Here is a 17,941-nt window from a genome sequence, read left to right on the forward strand (position 1 = left end):
GGGGCGGTGAGCGTCGGCGAGCTCGCGGCCCGGCGGGCCGGCCTGGTGCCCCTGGGCACCGCAGCCCGGCGCGCCCTGACGGCCGCCTGCTCGCCGGACGGCTGGCCGGACCGGTGACCCGACCGACTAACCTCGTCGCGACATGACCGGACCTGACGACACGCTGCTGATCACGCTCACGGGCAAGGACCGCCCCGGGGTGACCTCGGCCATCTTCGGCGTGCTCGCGCAGGCCGGCGTCAACGTGATCGACCTCGAGCAGATCCTGCTGCGCCGGCGCCTGGTCCTCGGCGTCCTGGTGTCCGCCCCGCGTGACGTGAAGCGGCTCCGGCAGTCCGTCGAGAAGGTGGCCGCGGACCTCGGGATGGCGGTCGAGATCGAGAAGGGCACCGGCGACAACAAGTCCCGCCGCGACGGGCGATCGCACGTCACCGTGATCGGGTCGCCGCTGAAGGCGTCCGCGATGGGCGCCATCGCGGGCCGGATCGCCGACCTCGGCGGCAACATCGACCGGATCGAGCGGATGGCGCGCTACCCCGTGACAGCGCTCGAGCTGGACGTCTCCGGGGCCGACCCGATGGCGCTGCGCAGCCTGCTGGCGCGCGAGGCGGCGTCCCTCGCCGTCGACGTGGCCGTGCAGCCGGCGTCCTTGCTGCGGCACGCGGTGCGGCTGATCGTGATGGACGTCGACTCCACCCTGATCCAGGGCGAGGTGATCGAGATGCTGGCGGCGCACGCCGGCTTCGAGGCCGAGGTCGCCTCCGTGACCGAGGCGGCCATGCGCGGGGAGCTCGACTTCGAGGAGTCGCTGCGCGCGCGGGTGAAGCTGCTCGCCGGCCTCGACGCGTCGGTCATCGACGCGGTCTACGACGAGATCGTCATCAATCCCGGTGCCCGCACCCTGGTCCGCACCTTGGGCCGACTGGGCTACCGGTTCGCGATCGTCTCCGGCGGCTTCTCCCAGATCACGAACCGGCTCGCCGCCGACCTCGGCATCCACTTCTCCCGGGCCAACACCCTCGAGATCGTCGACGGGAAGCTCACCGGCGCCGTGGTCGGCGAGGTCGTCGACCGCGCCGGCAAGGCGCGTGCGCTGCGCGAGTTCGCGGCCCAGGCGGGCGTCGCGGAGGCCGCGACGATCGCGATCGGCGACGGCGCCAACGACCTCGACATGCTGGAGGCGGCCGGGCTCGGCATCGCCTACAACGCACGGCCCGTGGTCCGCGAGGCGGCCGACACCGCCGTCAACGTCCCCTACCTGGACGCGATCATGTACCTGCTCGGCATCAGCCGCGAGGAGATCGAGGCCGCCGACGCCGAGGTCGGCATCGTGACCCCCGCTCCCCCGGTCTAGGTGGTTCCGGTCCAGGTGGTTCCGGTCTAGGAGTCCGCGTCGCCGGCCCGGCCGACGTTGAACATCGTCAGCCTGGCCCGGCCCATCGCCGCCCGCGCCCAGGTCGCCGGCAGCTCGAACACCGCGGTCGCGCTGGTGGGGAAGCCGCGCATCAGCCGGTCGACCGCGTCGGGCGGGCCGTCGCCGTCGTCGAGCAGCTGGGCGAGCATGCCCACGGTCGGGTTGTGGCCGACGATCACCAGGGTGCCGACCTCCTCGTCGGTCAGCCGGACCAGGTCGAGCACCCCGTCCTCGTCGGCGCCGTACAGCGCGTGGTCGAGCTGGGCGTCGACCGACCACCCGGCGGCCTCCGAGAGCACCTCCCAGGTCTCCACGGTGCGGGCGGCCGCGGACACCAGGGCCGCGTCGGCGCGCACACCCTGGCCTGCCAGCCACTCACCCGCGGCGGCGGCGTCGGCGCGCCCGCGAGCGGCGAGCTCGCGCTCGAAGTCCGTCGGGCCGTACGGCTCGGCCTTGGAGTGCCGGGCCACGACGAGCCGGTGCGGGGTGCTGACCATTCGTGAATGCTAGAGGGAGGATGGAGTGGTGTCGCCGTACGGAGTGACCCACCTGGTGCCGCTGGCGGTGTTCGTCGTCGGGCTGGTCGCGGCCGTCCGTCTGGGTCGTCGGCACCGGGCGGTCGAGGGCCCGACCCGGTTCAGCCGCACCACGGCGCTCCTGATACCGGCGGTGACCGTGCCGTTCCAGCTCATCGACCTGGTGCTCAACTTCGACATCGACGTGACGTTGCCGCTGCACCTGTGCGACCTCGCCTGGATCGCCGCGACGTGGGCGTTGTGGACGCACCGACCGTTCCCGGTCGCGCTGACGTTCTTCTGGGGGCTGACGCTCACCATCCAGGGGATCATCACGCCGTCGCTCGGCGAGGATCTCCCCCACCCGCGCTACTTCGCGTTCTGGGCGCTACACCTGCTGATCGTGTGGGCGGCCGTCTACCTCGTGGTCGGGCTCGGCAAGGCGCCGCGCTGGCGGGACTACGGAGCGACGGTCGCGACCACGCTCGGGTGGGCGGTGGCGACGTACGCCTTCAACGTCGCGGCCGACACCAACTACGGCTACCTGGTCCGCAAGCCCGGCGGCTCGTCGATCCTCGACCTCTTCGGCCCGTGGCCGTGGTACGTCGTGCAGGAGATCGCCGTCGTCGTCGCCGGCTGGGCCCTGATGACGTGGGGAGTCCGGAAGGCGCTTACGCACCCATCGCGTGGAAGCCGCCGTCCACGTGCACGATCTCTCCCGTCGTAGCCGGGAACAGGTCGGACAGCAGGGCCCCGACGGCGCGCGCCGTGGGCTCGGTGTCGGTGTTGTCCCAGCCGAGCGGCGCCCGCGTCTTCCACATGTCCTCGAGGTCACCGAAGCCGGGGATCGCCTTGGCGGCCAGCGTCCGCAGCGGGCCCGCGGAGACCAGGTTGACCCGGATCCCGTGGGGGCCGAGGTCGCGGGCGAGGTAGCGCGAGCACGACTCGAGCCCGGCCTTCGCGACGCCCATCCAGTCGTAGGCCGGCCACGCCACCGTCGCATCGAAGGTGAGGCCGACGATCGAGCCGCCGGCCGGCATCAACGGGCGGCAGGCCACGGCGAGGGACTTCAGCGAGTACGCCGAGACCTGGACCGCCTGCGCGACGTCCTCCCACGGCCCGTCGAGGAAGTTGCCGCCGAGCAGCGTCTCGGGGTTGCCGTAGGCGATCGAGTGGACCACGCCGTCGAGGGTCGCGTCGGCTCCGAGGTGCTCGCGCACCATCGCCGGCAGCGCCGCGAGATGGTCAGGGTCGGTGACGTCGAGCTCGAGCACCGGAGGCGTCTCGGGCAGCCGCTTCGCGATCCGCTGGGTGATCCCCAGCGCGCGGCCGAAGTTGGAGATCAGCACCGTCGCGCCCTGCTCCTGGGCGAACCTGGCCACCGCGAACCCGATCGAGGTGTTGTGCGTGACCCCGGTGACCAGGATGTTCTTGCCCGCGAGGATGCCGCCCCGCGTCTCGGGCGTCTGCTGCTCTGTCATGTCAGTGCCCCATTCCGAGTCCGCCGTCGACGGGGATCACCGCGCCGGTGACGTACGCCGACGCGGGGTCGGCCAACCACGTCACCGCCGCGGCGACCTCCTCGGGCCGTGCGTAACGGCCCAGGGGGATCTGTCCCCGGATGGCGTCCTTCTGGTCGTCGCTCAGCACGGCGGTCATGTCGGTCTCGACATAGCCGGGGGCGACGACGTTGGCGGTGATCGAGCGGGAGCCCAGCTCGCGGGCGATCGACCGCGCCATCCCGACCAGGCCGGCCTTGGACGCCGCGTAGTTGACCTGGCCCGGCGAACCGAGCATGCCGACCACGCTGGAGATGAAGATGATCCGGCCGCGCTTGAGCCGCAGCATGCTCTTGGACGCCCGCTTCGCGAGCCGGAACGAACCGGTCAGGTTGGTGTCGATGACCGACGACCAGTCCTCCTCCGACATCCGCAGCAGCAGGGTGTCGGCGGTGATCCCGGCGTTCGCGACGAGGACCTCGACCGGGCCGTGCGCCTCCTCGGCTGCGGCGAACGCGGCCTCGACGTCGGCGGGGTCGGTGATGTCGGCCTTGATCTCGAGCGCACCCTCGGGCGCGCCGCCGCTGCGGGTGGTCACGGCGACGCGGTCGCCCTGCGCGAGGAACGCCTCGGCGATCGCGCGGCCGATGCCGCGGTTGCCGCCGGTGACGAGGACCGAGCGAGGCTCGGGGGCTTCGGGGGCTTGCGCTGAGTTCACGCTCTCGACGCTAGCCGTCGCGGACGACAGCCCTCGCCTCCAGCACCGTGCAACTTACCGACGATCTTTTGTGGGAACCCCACAAAAGAGGTGGCTCAGTCGTCCTCGAGGCGGAAGCCGACCTTCATGGTGACCTGGAAGTGCTCGACCTGGCCGTCCTTGATCTGACCCCGGGTTCCGATCACCTCGAACCAGTCGAGGTGGCGCAGCGTCTTGCTGGCGCGCTCGATGCCGTTGCGGACGGCCTGGTCGACGCCGTCCGGCGACGTGCCGACGATCTCGGTGACCCGGTAGGTGCGGTTGCTCATGAGATCACCCTAGCCCCGCTCGTCCGCCCGGGCGCGGCGTAGGCTGCAGGCATGTCCGACGCCCCGATCCGGATCACCACGGCTGGGTCCAACCCGCAGGCCGACCTGGCCCGGCGGCAGCGTCGCTACATCATCTCGATGTCGATCCGCACGCTGTGCTTCATCGGCGCCGCGATCGCCGGGATGGCGGGGATCAACTGGCTGTGGCCGTTCCTGATCCTGGCTGCCGTGGTCCTCCCCTACGTCGCGGTCGTCACCGCCAACGCGGCCAACACCCGGTCCGACGAGCTGCCGCTCACCGGCGGCGGCCGCAGCGACCGGCAGCTGGGCCAGAAGTGAACCAGGCTCCCGAGAGCGAGCCCGACTTCTGCTCGGCCAAGGGCTGCCGCGCCGACGCGGCCTGGCAGGTGCTGTGGAACAACCCGCGGATCCACACCCCTGACCGCCGCAAGGTCTGGCTCGCGTGCGACGACCACAAGGGGTCGCTCGAGACGTTCCTCGGGGCCCGCGGGTTCCTGATCGAGACAATCCCCCACGGCGCGCCCTGATCGCAGTTACCGTCGGCGCGGTGACCCGCCCGATCGCCGCCCTAGCCTTCCTCGCTGCCGTGGTCGCCGGGATCTTCGTGCCGGCGACGCCGGCCGCCGCTGTCGGCCCGACCGTCGCGGTCGCCGACTCCGTCACTGTCATCCGGCCCACCATCGCGCCCACCGGCCTCACCGCCTCTGCGGACCTGGTCGCGGCGCGCGGTGAGTACGAGTCCGTCCAGCTCGTCGTCACCGGACCGGCCATGATCACCGGAGTCACCGCCGACCTGGGCGCCTGGGGTGAGGCCGAGGTCTACGCCGAGCGCGGCTACTCGGTCGTGGACGAGGGGCCGGGCCAGAACAAGGTCCAACCCACCGACGCCGAGTCCCGCGGACCCGCCAACGACTGGGCGCCGACCGGTCTCTGGTTCGACGCGCTGGTGCCCGAGCGGGACCTCGTCTACGGAGAGGATCGCAACGCGTTCCCCATGAGCGTGGCCAACGGCCAGTACGGGGCGATCTGGGTCGACATCTTCGTGCCGCCGTCCGCGCCCGTCGGTGCCCACACGGGCAGCATCACCGTCACCAGCACGGGAGGCGCCACGACCGTGCCGGTGCAGCTGGAGGTCCTCAACTGGACGATGCCGGCGACCTCGACGCTGCCGGGTCAGTTCATGACGTCGGCCGACGGCGGCAACAACCACGTGTGCGTGGCCCACGCCTGTGCCGGTGACCCGGCGAAGCTGCGCACCCTGAACTCGCTCTACGCCCGCGTGGCGATCGAGAACCGGATCAGCCTCGCCAACGGGTTCGGGCTCAGCTACTCGACGCCGCCCACGACGTACTCCGAGGCGGACTGGGACGCGGCGTTCGAGGGTCCGCTCCTCGAGGGCGGCGACCCGTTCCCCGCCACGGCCGGCTTCCACCTGACCGGTGCCCGCCAGACCGCGATCTCGCAGTACGCCTACCGCTCCGGCGACCACTGCGGCACCGCCTGCGCCAACGGCTGGGAGACCCGCGCCACCGGCGACGTGTGGGCAGGCGACTTCCTCTGGTACGGCTGCGACGAGGCCAACACCGACGTGAAGTGGGACAGCTGCGCCACCGGGCTCGCGCTGGCCGAGAACGGCTGGAACCGCCGGGTCGTCGTCTCCGGCTCGTGGGCGCACTGGGCGGCCGCCGGCGGCACCGCCACGGGCACGCGACCGGCCACGGCCGGCGCGCCGGCGATGCGGATGGACGTGATCGCGCCGTACTTCGACCAGGTCGTGCCGAACAACGACCGTGACAACCTGACCGGCACCCGCGGTCAGTACGACGCCTTCCTGGCCGCCGACCCGGCCCACCGGATGTGGCTGGTGACCGCCTGCAACGCCGGGGCCTGCGGTGACGAGAACGACGACCTCTACGCCCCCGCCAGCTACACCGGCTCGCCGGGTTACGCGATCGACGCCCCTGCCAACCAGGCCCGGTCCATGCCGTGGTTCATCGACCGGTTCGACGCGACCGGTGAGCTGCACTGGGCGGCGACGCAGAGGCTGGCCACCGCGTGGCAGCCGGGAGGGTCGTACTGGGACGGGATGAACGGCGACGGAACCCTGTTCTACCCCGGGACCACCGCTGAGATCGGCGGCGTCCACGACATCCCCGTCGAGTCGATCCGGCTCAAGCGGATCCGCGACGGTCGCGAGGACTGGGAGTACATCAGCTTCCTGCGTCAGCGGGGGTACGGCGCCCAGGTCGACGCGATCGTCGACGGCCTCTACCACCGGATGTACGACGCCACCTGGGCCAAGGACGGCCACGGCGCCGGCTCCCTCCTCGCAGCCCGCCAGCAGCTGGTCGACCTGGTTCGCCAGGCCAACCCCGTCACTCCTCCGCCGGCGTCCGGCCGGATCGCCTACAGCACCACGGTCGACGGCGACAGCGAGATCCACACGATCGCGCCCAACGGCACCGGCGACCAGAAGCTGACCACCAACACGGTGCCCGACGGGTTCCCGGTGTGGTCCCCCGACAGCACGAAGATCGCGTTCTCGCGGGGCACCCAGGCGACAGGGGCGGACATCTGGGTGATGAACGCCGACGGCACCGGCGCGGTGCAGCTCACCAGCAGCCCGGCCGGGACCTCGGCGAGCAAGCCCGCCTGGTCCGCGAACGGTGCCTGGATCTACTACGTCCGCACGATCGGCGGTGCCCGCCAGATCATGCGGATTCCCGCTGCGGGCGGCGCCCCTGCGTCGATCGTCGCGGGCTACGACCCGTCCATCCATCCCGACGGCCGGGTCTACTACAGCCACGCGATCTTCGGCGGTCAGCACGTCTACGCGAAGACCGTGGGAGGACTCGACCAGGAGATCACCTACGGGGAGGTCGACGAGGCCGTCGACGTGAGCCCCGACGGGGACTGGATCACCTACAGCAAGACCAACAACGCCTACTCCGCGGACTACACGGTGTGGGTGCGCGAGAGCGTCGCCGGACCGGGCAACGGCAGTCCGGTCGTACAGGTCGCAGGCAACGCCTACCAGAGCGCGTTCTCGCCCACCGGAGCCCAGCTCGTCTACGTGTCCGACGCCGGCGGTTCGCAGCTCTGGCGAGCCGGCGTCGACGGGTCGTCGCCGACGAGGATCACCACCGCGGGCGGCCTCAAGCAGGACCCGGACTGGGGCGCACCGCCGGGCGCCCCGGCCAAGTGTGCCGGGCGGACGGTGACCGTCGACCTCGGCGCCGGGCAGAGGCCGACGGCACGGGCCGACGTCATCCTCGGTACGGCGGGCCCGGACTCGGTCCACGCGGGCGCGGGTGACGACGTGATCTGCGGGCAGGGTGGCGACGACGTCATCCAGGGCGGCGCGGGAGCGGACCTGATCATCGGGGGGACCGGCTTCGACACGGCGAGCTATTCCGGGTCGACCACACCGGTCTCCGTCACCCTCGGCACGACGGCCGCTCAGAACACAGGGGCCGGGACGGGGTCCGACACGCTGCGCGCGGTCGAGCGCCTGATCGGCGGGTCCGGCGCCGACCGCCTGGCAGGCAACGCCGGGGCGAACCGGCTCACCGGTGGTTCCGGCAACGACACCCTGGTCGGCTGGGACGGCAACGACGTCCTGAACGGCGGCGCCGGGACCGACTCGTGCGTGGGCGGCGCCGGCACGGACACGGCCGGCGTGACCTGCGAGTCGAAGTCCGGCATTCCGTAGCGGGGTCTCAGCCGCCGATCGCCGACATCGGGCGGTCCGGCTGGAGGAACGTGGGGTCGTCGATCCCGTGACCGGCCGCCTTGCCGGCCATGGCGACCAGCCACCGGTCGGCGAGCGCCTCGTCGGAGGCGCCGGCGCGCAGCGCAGCCCGGAGATCGGACTCCGTGCGCGCGAACAGGCAGTTGCGGACCTGGCCGTCGGCGGTGAGTCGGACCCGGTCGCAATCACCGCAGAACGGTCGCGTGACCGAGGCGATCACGCCGACCGTGGCCGGGCCGCCGTCGACGAGGAACAGCTCGGCGGGGGCACTCCCCCGGGGCTCGGACGCCGGCGTGAGCGTGAACACCTGGTCGAGGCGCCCGAAGATCTCGTCGGCGGTCACCATGCCCTCGCGCGACCAGCCGTGCTGGGCGTCGAGCGGCATCTGCTCGATGAACCGCAGCTGGTAGCCACGCTCGAGGCACCACTGCAGCAGCTCGGGAGCCTGGTCGTCATTGACGCCGCGGAGCAGCACGGCGTTGACCTTCACCGGCCCGAGGCCCGCGGCCTCGGCGGCGGCGAGGCCCTCGACGACGTCGTCGAACCGGTCGCGCAGGGTGATCTCCCGGAACGTCTCGGGACGCACGGTGTCGAGGCTGACGTTGACGCGGTCGAGCCCGGCCTCGGCCAGGGCGCCCGCCGTGCGGGCCAGACCGATCCCGTTGGTGGTGATCGACATCTCGACCTCGGGGTCGAGCGCACGGGTGCGGCGCACGATGTCGACCAGCCCGCGCCGGACCAGCGGCTCGCCGCCGGTGAACCGGATCTCGCGCACGCCGAGCCGCTGGACCGCGACCCCGATCAGCCGGACCACCTCGTCGTCGGTGAGCTGGTCGTCGCCCGGCATCCAGTCGAGGCCCTCGGCCGGCATGCAGTAGGTGCAGCGCAGGTTGCAGCGATCGGTCAGCGAGACCCGGAGGTCGGTCGCGACCCGGCCGTACCGGTCGACAAGGGGCTGCATCCCCACAGGATAGGCCGGTGGTGCGACAGCCCCCGGTCGGTCCGCGTCCGCCCCGCACTACGGTGGTCCCCGTGCGTGAGTGGCTGGCGTCGTGGCGATTCCTGATCAGCCGCCGGTGGCTCTCCTTCTTCCTCGCCGTGATCGTCCTCGGGATCGGCACCTGGTGGCTCGGTGAGTGGCAGTTCGGCCGGCTCGACGACAAGCGCGAGCGCAACGCGGTGATCGAGGCCAACGCCCACGAGGACCCCGTGCCCGTGACCGACGTGCTGGCCCCGGGCACACCGGTCGCCGACGGCGAGGAGTACACCGTCGTCGAGGCGACCGGCACGTACGCCGTCGACGACACGCTCATCGTCCGCTACCGCACCCGCGACAGCGCGCCAGGAGTCCAGGTCGTCGTACCCCTCGTGCTCGCGGACGGCACGGCGCTCGTCGTCGACCGGGGCTGGCTGGCGTTCGACGGCCCGACCGACGAGGCCCGCGACGCGGCACCGGAGCCGCCGGCCGGCGAGGTGACGATCACCGGCTGGGTGCGCGTCGACGGCGAGGGCGACAGCACCGAGGTCTCCGACGGGGGCATGCGCGCGATCTCCAGCACGGCCGTGGGCGAGGCCCTCGACCTCGAGGTGTACGGCGGGTTCGTGGAGCTCTTGTCCGAGGACCCGGCACCGGCGGAGTCGCTCGACCCGCCCGAGGAACCGGACACCGGCGAGGGGCCGCACTTCTTCTACGGTCTGCAGTGGTGGTTCTTCGGGGTTCTCGCGCTCGGAGGGTTCGGCTACCTGGCGTGGGACGAGCGCAAGCACGGTCCGCGCGGCTCCCGGGTCCGGTCGCCCCGGGCCGGCCACTGACGCACCCCACCTCCGAGGTCAGAGTGCGCGGGTCATCCCGCCGTCCACCGCGACCATCGCGCCCGTCACGAACGACGCGGCCGGGGACAGCAGGAACGCCGCGACCCGGCCGAACTCGGCGGGATCGCCGTACCGGCGCAGCGGGATCTGCTGGACCCACCGGTCGTGGGCCGCCACGGCGTCGCCGGTGGCCGCGTCGAGCTCGGCGACCCGCTCGGTGCCGACCCGCCCCGGCAGCAGGCCGTTGACCCGGACGCCGCGGGGTCCCAGCTCGTCGGCGAGGTCCTTGGCGACCATCGCCAGACCGGGGCGGAAGCCGTTCGACACGGCCAGGTTCGGGACCGGCTGGCGGACACTGGTCGACAGCACGACTGCCAGCGCGCCGCCGCTGTCGAGCGCCGCGCCGATCTCGCGGAGCAACCGGACGGAACCGAGGAACACCGAGGCGAACGCGCCCTCCCACTGCTCGTCGTCGATCGCGCTGACCGGACCGGGCGGCGGACCGCCGACGCTGACCAGGGCGCCGTCCACCCGACCCCACCGATCGCGCCCGGCGGCCAGCAGCCGGGCCGCGGTGTCCGCGTCCGCGTTGTCCGCCACCACCCCGGCCGCCCGGTCACCGAGGGCGGCGACGGCGGCGTCCACGGACTCCTGCGACCTGCTCGACACCACCACCCGGGCGCCGTCGGCCACCAGGGACTCGGCGGTGGCACGGCCGAGACCGCGGGACCCACCCGTGACGAGGTAGACGCGGTCGTGCAGATCGAGATCCATGGCGCGAGGTTACGACGTAGCCTGTCGCAATGCTCGAGACGACCCGGCGCCCCCGAGTCACGCGGGCGCCGGCCTCGGGCGTCGCTCTCGTGCTGGCACTCCTCGCGTCGCTGCTCGTCGCCGCCCCGGCCCAGGCCGCCGGCGGCACCCTCGACGGGACCCTGACCGGACCCGACGGCAGTCGGTTCGAGTTCTTCGAGGTCTCGGTCTTCGAAGCCGACGGGCCCGATGCCTGGAAGCCCGCCATCCCGCCGCGCACGATCGCGTCCTGGGAGAGCGGGCTCCCGGTCGGGGACTTCTCGATCGCGCTCCCGGCCGGCACCTACCGGGCCTGCTTCCGGGCTCTCACCTTCGAGAGCTCGGAGACCGTCGGCCGCACCTGCTGGGACGGCGGCTTCGACGTCTTCGCGGCGACGGACATCGTGATCGCCGAGAGCGGTACGACGAGGATCACGCCCCGGCTCCCCCCGGAGTCCACGCTCCGCGGGCGGATCGTCGGTCCCGGCGGCGTCGGCATCTCGGCGTACGTCGCGCCCTACCGCCGCGCACCGAACGGGACCTGGCAGATGGAGTCGGGGGCACAGAGCCTCGCCGACGGCTCCTACGTCCTCACCGACCTCGATCCCGGGAGCTACCGCTTCTGCCTGGCCGACGTCCCCCGTGAGTTCGTCCCCGAGTGCTGGAAGGACGCCCCCGACGTCGCAGCGGCGACCGAGGTGACGCTGCCTCCGGGTGGGAGCCGGGTCCTGTCGTTCTGGCTCCCCCGCCGGGCCAACATCACCGGCAGGGTCACCCGGCCGGCGGGGGCGACGTCGTACCTCGGCGTCACCGCCTACCGCTACCGCAACGAGCGGTGGGAGCCGGCCACCTACGGCGCGGTCGCCCCGGACGGCGGCTACCGGATCACCGGCCTCGACGCCGACACCTACCGGGTCTGCGCCCACGGCTACGACGTGGTCACGACCTGCTGGCGCGGGGGTGCGGAGCCCGGCGCGGCCACGGACATCGCGCTGGGAGCCACCCAGTCCCGCGCCGGCATCGATCTGACGCCGGGGCCGGCCGGCTACGTCAGCGGCACCCTGCCGGACGTCTACCTCGGCGCCGAGGGCTACCCGGGCGTCACCGCGTGGCGCTCGGTCGACGGTGGCTTCGAGGCCGTGGCGACCGGCGAGGCCGTCCCGACCGGCATCGACAACGCCTGGACCTACGAGATCGGATCGCTGCCGACGGGGACCTACGTCGTGTGCGTCGAGCACGTCGACCCCGAGTTCGTCCCCGCGTTCCCCCACACGTGCACCGGCGACAGCCCGACGCCGCAGGGCGGCATCCCCTTCGACGTGGTCGCCGGCGCGACGACGACCGGCGTCGACATCGCGACCGGCCGGGCCGGCGGGATCCGGGGCCGCGTCCCCGGTGCGCCGTCGCGCGTGCGGGTCGACCTCTACGCCCCGTCCGGCCGACTGGCCCTGAGCAGGACGACCGACGCCGACGGGTTCTTCCGGTTCGGCGACCTACCGGCCGGCGACTACCGGCTGGGCTTCCACCGCGCGACCGCCCGGACGGCACTGGCCGCCGAGTGGTGGCAGAACCGCCCCGACGGGGTCGGGCCCTCCGGCGCTGCCCCGATCACGGTCGACGGCGCGGTCGTCGGCGGGATCGGCGCGACGCTCGACCAGGGCGGCGTCATTACCGGCCGGCTGCTGGACCCGGCAGACGACCCGGTCGCCGGCTGCGTCATCCAGGCCCGCGGTCGCGACGGCTCCCTCGCGATCCGGACCGCCGTCACCGGTGCGGACGGGAGCTTCGCCATCGGCGGGCTGAGCACCGCGTCGTACGTCGTCATGGTCGTCCGTGCCTGCAGCGGATCGCCGGCCGCCCTGTTCCACGACAGCGACTCCGCCAGCGGCACGACGGCGCGGCTGCGGGACGCCGACGACGTCGCGGTGACCCTGGGCCGCACGACGACGCTGGCCGACGACCTGCACACCGCCGGGTGACGCCGGGCCAGCTGACGACGTCGCCGATCGAGTCGGCGACGTGCGAGACCGGCACCACATCGGGCGCGCCCTTGCGGGCGGCGTCGGCGGTGTGATCGTCGGGCTGCCGCTGGCTCTCGCGCTCCGCCTCGACCCGCTTGAGGTAGTGCTCGAGCTCGCGCGCGTGCTGCTGGGCGTCCCAGCCGAGGTAGCCGCGGGCCAGGTCGGCGACGCACGGGGCCGCCGCGACGCCACGGTCGAAGGTCTCGATGGAGACCCGGAGCCGCCGGGTGAGCACGTCGTCGAGGTGGCGGGCGCCCTCGTGGGTCACGGCGTAGACGGCCTCGGCCTGGAGGTAGTCCTCGGCACCGGGCAGCGGCTGCGCCAGGTCGGGCTCGGCGGCGATCAGGTCGAGCACCTCGAGCACGAGCGAGCCGTAGCGCTCGAGGAGGTGCTCGATCCGGTTGATCGCCAGGCCGGACTGGGTGGCGAGGGTGCGCCGCTGGTTCCACAGCGCGTGGTAGCCGTCGGCACCCACCAGCGGGATGTTCTCGGTCACGCACGGCCCGACCGTCTTGCCCACCGTCGTCTCCAGGCCGCGCACCGCCTCGTCGACGGCGTCGGCGGCCATCACCCGGTAGGTCGTGTACTTGCCGCCGGCGACCACCACCAGGCCGGGCACCGAGTGCGCGACCGCGTGCTCGCGCGACAGCTTCGAGGTCGCCGCGTCCTCCCCGGCGAGCAGCGGCCGGAGGCCGGCGTAGACCCCCTCGACGTCGTCACGGGTCAGCGGCACCTCGATCACGGCGTTGACGCGGTCGAGGAGGTAGTCGATGTCGATCGAGCTCGCCGCCGGGTGGTCCTTCGAGAGCTCCCAGTCGGTGTCGGTCGTCCCGATGATCCAGTGCCGCTTCCAGGGGATCACGAAGAGCACCGACTTCTCGGTGCGCAGGATCAACCCGGTCTCGCCGCGGATCCGGTCGCGCGGCACCACCACGTGGACGCCCTTGCTCGCGCGCACCTTGAACTGCCCGCGCTCGCGGGCCATCGCCTGCGTCTCGTCGGTCCACACCCCGGTGGCGTTGATCACCTGCGATGCGCGGATCTCGAACCGGTGGCCGGTCTCGAGATCGATCACCTCCGCGCCGACGACCCGCTCGCTCTCCTTGATCAGGCCGATGACGCGGACCCGGCTCGCCACGGCCGCGCCGTACGTCGCCGCCGTGCGGGCCAGGAACATGGTGTGCCGGGCGTCGTCGACCTGGGCGTCGTAGTAGCGGATCGCGCCGACCAGCGCGTCCTTGCGCAGCGAGGGGAACGCCTTGCGCGCGCCGTGGCGGGTCAGGTGGCGGTGGACGGGCGTGCCGTCGCCGTACCCACTGGCCTTGGCCAGCGCGTCGTACAGCGCGACGCCGGCACCGGCGTACCACCGCTCCCAGCCGCGCCCGGTCAGCGGGTAGAGGAACGGCACCGGCCGGACCAGGTGCGGCGCCAGCCGCTGCATGAGCAGGCCGCGCTCCTTGAGCGCCTCGGCCACGAGCCGGAAGTCGAGCATCTCGAGGTAGCGCAGGCCGCCGTGGATCAGCTTCGAGCTGCGGCTCGACGTGCCGGAGGCGAAGTCGCGCGCCTCCACGAGCCCGACCTTGAGGCCACGGGTGGCCGCGTCGAGGGCGGCGCCGGAGCCGACCACCCCACCGCCGATCACGAGCACGTCGAAGTGCTGCGTCGAGAGCCGCTTGAGCGCGGCGGAGCGGGCGCGGGGCGAGAGTGCTGCGGGCGTCATCGGTCTCCCTGTCGTCGCGGCATCGGACGTCGACCCATCAGACGTCGACCCAGTCGAGGGTGCGCTGCACGGCCTTCTGCCACCGCGCGTAGCCCTCGGCCCGCCGGTCCTCGCCCCATTGCGGCTCCCAGCGGGTGTCCTCGCGCCAATTCTGCCGCAGCTCGTCGGTGCCGGCCCAGAAGCCCACCGACAGTCCGGCGGCGTACGCCGCGCCCAGTGCCGTCGTCTCCGGGACGACCGGCCGACTGACGGGCACCCCCAGGACGTCGGCCTGGATCTGCATGCAGAGGCTGTTGGCCGTCACTCCCCCGTCGACCTTGAGCACCTCGAGCCGGACGCCGGAGTCGGCGGTCATCGCCTCGACGACGTCGCGGGACTGGTAGCAGATCGCCTCGAGGGTGGCCCGGGCCAGGTGGGCATTGGTGTTGAAGCGCGAGAGCCCGACGATGGCGCCCCGCGCGTCCGATCGCCAGTAGGGGGCGAAGAGCCCGGAGAAGGCGGGCACGAAGTAGACGCCGCCGTTGTCGTCGACCTGCCGGGCCAGCGACTCCGACTCCGCCGCGCCGCTGATGATGCCGAGCTGGTCGCGCAGCCACTGGACCGCGGAGCCGGTGACCGCGATCGAGCCCTCCAACGCGTAGACGCACGGGTCGTCGCCGAAGCGGTAGGCAGGCGTGGTGAGCAGGCCGGCCTTGGACCGGACGATCTCGGTGCCGGTGTTGAGGAGCATGAAGTTGCCGGTGCCGTAGGTGTTCTTGGCCTCGCCGGGGGCGAAGCACACCTGGCCGACGGTCGCGGCCTGCTGGTCGCCGAGGATCCCGGTCAGCGGCACCTCTCCCCCGAACGGCCCGGTCGTCCGGGTCACCCCGAACGGGCCGCCCGCCGCCGACGCCGAGGACTCCCTGATCTGCGGCAGCATCGCCCGCGGGACTCCGAAGAAGCCGAGCAGCTCGTCGTCCCAGTCGAGGGTCTCCAGGTCCATGAGCATGGTGCGGCTGGCGTTGGTCACGTCGGTGACGTGCACCCCGCCGTCCGGGCCGCCGGTCAGGTGCCACAGCAGCCAGGTGTCCGCCGTACCGAACAGGGCGTCGCCTCGCTCGGCGGCCTCGCGTGCGCCGTCGACGTGGTCGAGGATCCACTGCAGCTTGCCGCCCGAGAAGTACGTCGCCGGCGGCAGCCCGGCGCGGTGGCGGATCACGTCGCCGCGCCCGTCGCGGTCCAGCGCCGCCGCGATCGCGTCGGTGCGGGTGTCCTGCCACACGATCGCGTTGTGCAGCGGGCGGCCGGTCCGCCGGTCCCAGACGAAGGTGGTCTCGCGCTGGTTGGTGATGCCGACGGCCGCCAGGTCGGTGTGGTGGAGCCCGGCCTTGCCGAGCGCGGACTGCACGACCGCCGACGTCCGCTCCCAGATCTCGACCGGGTTGTGCTCGACCCAGCCCGCCCGCGGCAGCACCTGGTCGTGCTCGAGCTGGTGGCGCACCACCTCGGCTCCCTCATGGTCGAACACCATGAACCGGGTGCTGGTCGTGCCCTGGTCGATGGCCCCCACGAAGCTCATGCGAGCAGCCTGCCACGACTGGCGCCGGCGGGTGAGGTGCGACCGCAGCGAGCCTCGGAACTCACTGCGGTGACAGCAACGCGAAGTGGAGCAGGGCGGGTGCGTTGTAGGCGAGCCCGATCTCGTTCATCACGTAGTCCTGGGTGTCACCGCGGTGGTAGACCTGCTGGGGCGTGTCGTGGGCCCGCAGCTCGATGGGAGGGCAGCAGTAGGACCGCTGGCCGTCGATGGTCGCCTGGTCCGCCGGTCCGCCCGGCACCGCGCCGACCGGCAGCGGCCGGCCGAGCGCCTTGGTCCAGTGGTACGGGCCGGTGACGCCGTCGACGACCGCGGCGCCGCCGGTGGTGCCCTCCACCTGCAGCCGCACGCCCCACGGGTTCACACCGAGGAACCAGCCGGTGGCCCGCCCCAGCGGCCGGCTGTAGTCCGTCGGACCGACGCGATCGGCGAGCACCAGCGCGACGGCGGCTGCCTCGTGGTTGCGGGCCGCGCCCCAGAGCGGGGGTCCGGCCCGGCCGAAGGCGGTGCGATGGCCGACCTCCCAGCCCCAGTGGTCGCCGCCGGCGCGGAGGATCCGGCAGGCCGGCCGGCGGTACGAAGCAGGGGCGGCCTTCGCTCCCAGGACGCCGCACAGCTCCGCAGCCGGCAGTGCGGCCACCTCGTAGCCGTCCGCGGACACGAGCCAGCCGCTGTCGCCGTCGTCGGTGCCGGCCCTCAGCAACCGCACGGCGGCCGCCGCGTGACGCTCGCGGCCGGTGACCCGCCACAGCGCTGCGTGAGCGAAGGCTGCGTCGTCCTGCCAGGTGTCCTGCTGGTAGCAGCAGTTCCGCCAGACCTTGCCGAGCGCCTCGGCCTCGGCGAGCCAGTCCCGGGCCGCGCGGACCAGCCGGGCGCGTGCGTCGCCGGTGCGGTGCCGGGCCGCGAGGGCGAGCGCGGCGGCGGCCATCGCGGCCACGTCGGAGCCACCGGTACGGCGGGTCAGGACGTGGCTCGGGCGGCGGGCGAGCAGCGGATTGTCGGACTCGTCGTCGCTCGCCGGGTCACGGAAGTCGCTGTGGTCGGCCTCGACGTCGCCGACCAGGGCGACGAAGATCCCTCGGCGCGGGTGGGCCCGCAGCAGGTAGCGCACTCCGATGTCCGCGCGTCGCCACAGGGCGGCGCGCAGGCCGGGCTCGTTGCGTCCGGCCAGCTCGAGCATCGCCGTCGCGAACGCCGTGGTCACCGTGAACTTGAGCTGGTCCCCCGCATCCATCCAGCCGCCGCGGACGTCGACCCGCTCCCCCTTCTGCGGTCCGTTCACGATCCGGGACCGGGCGTCATTGAGGTGGCTGGGACCGTGGAACGGCGTCGCCGGCTCCCGGCCGTCGGCGTTCGCCCGGTAGAGCGGCAGCAGCGTCCGCACCACCTCCTGCCAGGCGCCGCTCCGCACCTCGAACCAGGCGGACTGCACCCCGTTGAACCGCACCCGGAACCGTCCCTCGGGGAGCTCGACCAGCGGCGCCAGGTAGAAGAACGGCCACGCCTCCTCGGCGTCCCGGTGGGCCGACGGGTCGAGGGTCGCGTCGTCGACGGTGCCCGACAGCACCACGGCGCCGTCGGCGTCGACCACCTCGTAGGTCGCGTCCATCGCCGGCACGGGGCTCCCGATGATCGCGGGCGGGACGTCGCCGAGCTCCGCGACCAGGGGGACCCGGATCCGGAGCGCGGCCTGGCCCTGGGCCGGGAGGACGCACGCCGTCAGCGACGCCACGAGGGCGAGCAGGACCGCTCCCAGCACCGCCGTCCGTCGTACCGATGAGTCCACAAGGTCGA

At 72.9% G+C, this 17,941-nt stretch carries 15 protein-coding genes; 6 read left to right on the forward strand and 9 right to left on the reverse strand.

Features of this window, described 5'->3' with window-relative positions; all coding sequences use genetic code 11:
• Nucleotides 1-142: 142 nt before the first annotated feature.
• Nucleotides 143-1,354, forward strand: coding sequence for a phosphoserine phosphatase SerB (gene serB, locus H0488_RS03340; RefSeq protein ID WP_183097865.1), 1,212 nt, complete (start codon nt 143-145; stop codon nt 1,352-1,354).
• Between the two features lie 26 nt (nt 1,355-1,380).
• Here the strand turns inward: serB and H0488_RS03345 are convergent, their stop codons facing one another.
• The gene (locus H0488_RS03345) at nt 1,381-1,911 is read right to left on the reverse strand and encodes a SixA phosphatase family protein (RefSeq protein ID WP_183097866.1); all 531 of its coding nucleotides are present in this window, start codon (nt 1,909-1,911) and stop codon (nt 1,381-1,383) included.
• A gap of 28 nt (nt 1,912-1,939) precedes the next feature.
• On the opposite strand from H0488_RS03345, the gene H0488_RS03350 reads away from it, so the two are divergent.
• Complete coding sequence (locus H0488_RS03350) at nt 1,940-2,656, forward strand: YwaF family protein (RefSeq protein ID WP_183097867.1); 717 nt, start codon at nt 1,940-1,942, stop codon at nt 2,654-2,656.
• Here H0488_RS03350 and fabI read toward each other — a convergent pair.
• From fabI to H0488_RS03365, 3 genes are all read right to left on the reverse strand, one after another.
• Nucleotides 2,601-3,410: an enoyl-ACP reductase FabI gene (gene fabI / locus H0488_RS03355; protein WP_183097868.1), complete on the reverse strand. Its 810-nt coding sequence runs from the start codon at nt 3,408-3,410 to the stop codon at nt 2,601-2,603. The two genes, H0488_RS03350 and fabI, sit on opposite strands and share 56 nt — an antisense overlap.
• Before the next feature lies 1 nt (nt 3,411).
• The gene (gene fabG, locus H0488_RS03360) at nt 3,412-4,146 is read right to left on the reverse strand and encodes a 3-oxoacyl-ACP reductase FabG (RefSeq protein WP_183097869.1); all 735 of its coding nucleotides are present in this window, start codon (nt 4,144-4,146) and stop codon (nt 3,412-3,414) included.
• Nucleotides 4,147-4,241: 95 nt separating this feature from the next.
• Nucleotides 4,242-4,454, reverse strand: a complete 213-nt coding sequence (locus tag H0488_RS03365) for a dodecin (protein WP_183097870.1) — start codon at nt 4,452-4,454, stop codon at nt 4,242-4,244.
• Nucleotides 4,455-4,505: 51 nt separating this feature from the next.
• On the opposite strand from H0488_RS03365, the gene H0488_RS03370 reads away from it, so the two are divergent.
• From H0488_RS03370 to H0488_RS24905, 3 genes are read left to right on the forward strand one after another with little or no spacing between them, the layout of a single operon-like run.
• A complete protein-coding gene (locus H0488_RS03370; RefSeq protein ID WP_183097871.1) occupies nt 4,506-4,793 on the forward strand; it encodes a DUF3099 domain-containing protein in 288 nt (95 codons plus the stop codon).
• Nucleotides 4,790-5,002, forward strand: a complete 213-nt coding sequence (locus H0488_RS03375; RefSeq protein ID WP_183097872.1) for an acetone carboxylase — start codon at nt 4,790-4,792, stop codon at nt 5,000-5,002. The genes H0488_RS03370 and H0488_RS03375 overlap by 4 nt, the downstream gene beginning before the upstream one ends.
• Before the next feature lie 20 nt (nt 5,003-5,022).
• Nucleotides 5,023-8,187, forward strand: a complete 3,165-nt coding sequence (locus tag H0488_RS24905; protein ID WP_183097873.1) for a glycoside hydrolase domain-containing protein — start codon at nt 5,023-5,025, stop codon at nt 8,185-8,187.
• 7 nt (nt 8,188-8,194) lie between these two features.
• On the opposite strand, the gene moaA is transcribed toward H0488_RS24905, so the two are convergent.
• Nucleotides 8,195-9,187 (reverse strand): GTP 3',8-cyclase MoaA, encoded by a 993-nt coding sequence (moaA, locus tag H0488_RS03385; protein WP_183097874.1) that lies wholly within the window; start codon nt 9,185-9,187, stop codon nt 8,195-8,197.
• A gap of 71 nt (nt 9,188-9,258) precedes the next feature.
• Between moaA and H0488_RS03390 the strand changes: the two genes are divergently transcribed.
• The gene (locus H0488_RS03390) at nt 9,259-10,038 is read left to right on the forward strand and encodes an SURF1 family cytochrome oxidase biogenesis protein (protein ID WP_312856197.1); all 780 of its coding nucleotides are present in this window, start codon (nt 9,259-9,261) and stop codon (nt 10,036-10,038) included.
• 18 nt (nt 10,039-10,056) lie between these two features.
• Here H0488_RS03390 and H0488_RS03395 read toward each other — a convergent pair whose 3' ends face one another.
• From H0488_RS03395 to H0488_RS03410, 4 genes are all read right to left on the reverse strand, one after another.
• Nucleotides 10,057-10,812 carry an SDR family oxidoreductase gene (locus tag H0488_RS03395; RefSeq protein ID WP_183097875.1) on the reverse strand — a complete coding sequence of 252 codons (756 nt, stop codon included), beginning with the start codon at nt 10,810-10,812 and terminating at the stop codon, nt 10,057-10,059.
• 1,839 nt (nt 10,813-12,651) lie between these two features.
• Nucleotides 12,652-14,571 (reverse strand): glycerol-3-phosphate dehydrogenase/oxidase, encoded by a 1,920-nt coding sequence (locus tag H0488_RS03400; RefSeq protein WP_183097876.1) that lies wholly within the window; start codon nt 14,569-14,571, stop codon nt 12,652-12,654.
• A 37-nt stretch (nt 14,572-14,608) separates the two neighbouring features.
• The gene (gene glpK / locus H0488_RS03405) at nt 14,609-16,129 is read right to left on the reverse strand and encodes a glycerol kinase GlpK (protein WP_183097877.1); all 1,521 of its coding nucleotides are present in this window, start codon (nt 16,127-16,129) and stop codon (nt 14,609-14,611) included.
• A 61-nt stretch (nt 16,130-16,190) separates the two neighbouring features.
• Nucleotides 16,191-17,933, reverse strand: a complete 1,743-nt coding sequence (locus H0488_RS03410) for a glycoside hydrolase family 9 protein (protein WP_183097878.1) — start codon at nt 17,931-17,933, stop codon at nt 16,191-16,193.
• Between the last annotated feature and the right edge of the window lie 8 nt (nt 17,934-17,941).

Origin of the sequence: Nocardioides pelophilus (genome assembly GCF_014180685.1) — a bacterium.
Taxonomy (GTDB): Bacteria; Actinomycetota; Actinomycetes; order Propionibacteriales; family Nocardioidaceae; genus Nocardioides; species Nocardioides pelophilus.

Bases quoted from the DNA above. Each gene is read 5' to 3' on its own strand.
- serB (WP_183097865.1), top strand. From the start codon at position 143: ATGACCGGACCTGACGACACGCTGCTGATCACGCTCACGGGCAAGGAC.
- H0488_RS03345 (WP_183097866.1), bottom strand. From the start codon at position 1,911: ATGGTCAGCACCCCGCACCGGCTCGTCGTGGCCCGGCACTCCAAGGCC.
- fabI (WP_183097868.1), bottom strand. From the start codon at position 3,410: ATGACAGAGCAGCAGACGCCCGAGACGCGGGGCGGCATCCTCGCGGGC.
- H0488_RS03365 (WP_183097870.1), bottom strand. From the start codon at position 4,454: ATGAGCAACCGCACCTACCGGGTCACCGAGATCGTCGGCACGTCGCCG.
- H0488_RS03370 (WP_183097871.1), top strand. From the start codon at position 4,506: ATGTCCGACGCCCCGATCCGGATCACCACGGCTGGGTCCAACCCGCAG.
- moaA (WP_183097874.1), bottom strand. From the start codon at position 9,187: ATGCAGCCCCTTGTCGACCGGTACGGCCGGGTCGCGACCGACCTCCGG.
- H0488_RS03395 (WP_183097875.1), bottom strand. From the start codon at position 10,812: ATGGATCTCGATCTGCACGACCGCGTCTACCTCGTCACGGGTGGGTCC.
- H0488_RS03400 (WP_183097876.1), bottom strand. From the start codon at position 14,571: ATGACGCCCGCAGCACTCTCGCCCCGCGCCCGCTCCGCCGCGCTCAAG.
- glpK (WP_183097877.1), bottom strand. From the start codon at position 16,129: ATGAGCTTCGTGGGGGCCATCGACCAGGGCACGACCAGCACCCGGTTC.